At 64.1% G+C, this 2,416-nt stretch carries 3 protein-coding genes; all 3 read left to right on the top strand.

The genetic code is table 11. The features are described 5' to 3' along the window. A partial coding sequence (locus ACLBYA_RS31555) for a phosphopantetheine-binding protein (protein ID WP_447713422.1) occupies positions 1–313 on the top strand: 313 nt, incomplete at its 5' end. 4 nt (positions 314–317) lie between these two features. Beyond that, a complete protein-coding gene (locus ACLBYA_RS31550) occupies positions 318–566 on the top strand; it encodes a hypothetical protein (protein WP_447713421.1) in 249 nt (82 codons plus the stop codon). A gap of 2 nt (positions 567–568) precedes the next feature. After that, positions 569–2,416, top strand: a 1,848-nt coding sequence (locus ACLBYA_RS31545) for a formyltransferase family protein (RefSeq protein ID WP_447713420.1), incomplete at its 3' end; no start/stop codon positions are given.

The following is a 2,416-nucleotide window of genomic DNA, read 5'->3' as shown; positions in this document are numbered from 1 at the left end:
ACGCGACCCCGCAGAACAAACCATCGCCGACATCTGGAAAGCCGTACTCCGCATCGACAAAGTCGGCCTCGACGACCACTTCTTCGAACTCGGCGGCGACTCGCTACTCAGCATTCGGGTGCACATGCAGCTGACCAGCAGACTGCACGCCGACCTGCCCATCACCGCGCTCCTTCAGTACCCCACCGTGCGCACCCTCGCGCGGCACATCACCGGCCGGCACCACCAGAGAAACACCGAGGCCACCATGACCCGCGCCCGAAAACAACGCGAAGCGTGTGCACACCAACGCGAACTCACCGGAAGACGCTGACACCATGCACCCGCTGCCGCACGTCGCCAGATTCGGCGCACCCATCAATGGCCCGAAGAAACCGCACGCTGTACAAGCGGCGATCCAGCCTGACCGAGAGGCACGAACTATGGACGGCGCGATCGATGCAGTCGACAACTATGCGTTGTCACCGATGCAGCCATGGATGTTGTTCTCAGTTACCAGGTCCGGCGTTGCGACCGAGCAGATCATCATGGCAGTGTGCGAGCCATCCACGCCGGTTGGGGAGTGACAGTGGGTAACTCGATCGGATTCAGATGCGTCGTCATCGGTGAAGGTGCACTCGCGATCAACTGCACGAAGGTGCTGCTCGACCGCGGCCATCGCATCGTCGGCGTCATGCCCGCAGATCGCAACTTTCGAGTCTGGTCCGAGTCGAACGGGGTTCCGACTGCCGGACCGGCCGAAGACATGACAACTTACTGCGGACGCCAGGACTTCGACTTCCTCTTCAGCATAGTCAATTTCAAGATCATCCCGCCTGAAGTGCTCGCGATGCCTCGCCGCGGTGCGATCAACTTTCACGACGCACCATTGCCGAGATACGCAGGGATGAATGCAGTGTCGTGGGCGCTGATCAACGGCGAACGGTCGCACGCCGTCAGCTGGCACATGATCGACGAGGCGATCGACACCGGGGCGATCCTGAACCAACACGCAATCGAGGTTACGGACAGTGACACGGCGCTCACACTCAACGTGAAGTGCTACGACGCCGGGCTTGCCGCCTTCGCCGAGCTCATTGCGGCGCTCGAGGCGGGAACCGCACGACCACGAACGCAGGTCGCTGCCGAGCGCACCTATTTCTCACGTCTCGTCCGCCCCGCGCGCGGCGGCGTGATCTCTTTCTCCGACGATGCCGAGCGCATCGATGCGCTGGTGCGTGCACTCGACTTCGGCCCATTCCGGAACAGCTTCTGCTCGGCAAAAGTACTGATCGACAACACGTTCTACCTGGTCGGCAACGCTCGGCCGCTGGCGACCCGCTCGGCGAAGGAGCCGGGAACGATCTTGCGGTGCGGCGCCGACGGCATCGCCGTGGCGTCCGCGACGCGCGACGTCGAAATTTCCGACATTCGCACGCTGGACGGCGCGGCCGTGACGCCGACAGTCGTGGCCGCAGCGCACCGGCTTGCCGAGGGGCAACAGATCTCGTGCCTCGACGCGTCCGCGTCGGCACGACTCGCCAGCTCCGAACTGACCACCACCCGCCACGAGCCATTCTGGGTCAAGCGCCTCGGCGAGTTGCAACCCGCCACCATTCCGACGGTGATGGGTCGTGCGGGCGCACGACGGCCGACGGTACCCGCAGTGCGCACGGCCCATCTCACGAGTTCGGTGCTGGCATACCTTGACCGGCATGGCGATCTGAGCGCAGCAGATCTGGTCCTCGGCGCGTTCGGGCTCTACCTGTCGAGAATCGGCGATCTCACCGCACTCGACGTGTGGGTCACCGATCCCGCGCACAGCAGGCTGGCTGCGGATGCTGCCGGCCTGGTCTCGCCTCGAGTTCCCGTTCGGGTGCCGGTCGCTCCGTCGCTGACGTGTGTGGAAGCGGTCGACGCCCTGCGCGCAGAAGTGCTAGAAGCACGGGAACGCGGACCCTACGCACTGGATCTGGCAGCGCGGTACCCGAGCCTTCGAGATGTGGCGGAAGCGGCGACCAGCGACATCGCGGTCGAAGTGATGTACGCCATGAAGGGTGCGCCAAAGCGTGTGCACCCCAATACATTGACGCTCGTGCTCCCAGGCGGCGGCTGCGAGTACGAGTGGCTTTACGACGCTGGGGCCGTCGATGCAAACGCGATCGCCCGCATAGACCGCCACCTGACTTCAGTGCTTGATGAGATTGCCCGCGCTGATGACGATGTGAAGATCGGCGAACTCAGGCTCACCCTCCTGACACCGGCCGAACGTGTGGAGTTGGTGGGTGTGGAACCGATTCCGACGATCCCGACCCGGGATGAGACATTGCATGCCGGGTTCGCCCGCCAAGCCGCCGCGACCCCAGCGGCGATCGCTATCAGCGCCGAGACCTCCTCCGGGCGATTGGAATTGAGCTACGCCGAACTCGATACCCGC

It is taken from the genome of Mycobacterium sp. C31M (assembly GCF_053345865.1).
Note: the sequence above shows the minus strand (reverse complement) of the source record. Positions and strands in the feature narration are given on the sequence as shown.

What these genes read in the sequence shown, in the direction of transcription:
- ACLBYA_RS31550 (WP_447713421.1), top strand. Translation starts at nt 318, where the DNA reads ATGCACCCGCTGCCGCACGTCGCCAGATTCGGCGCACCCATCAATGGC.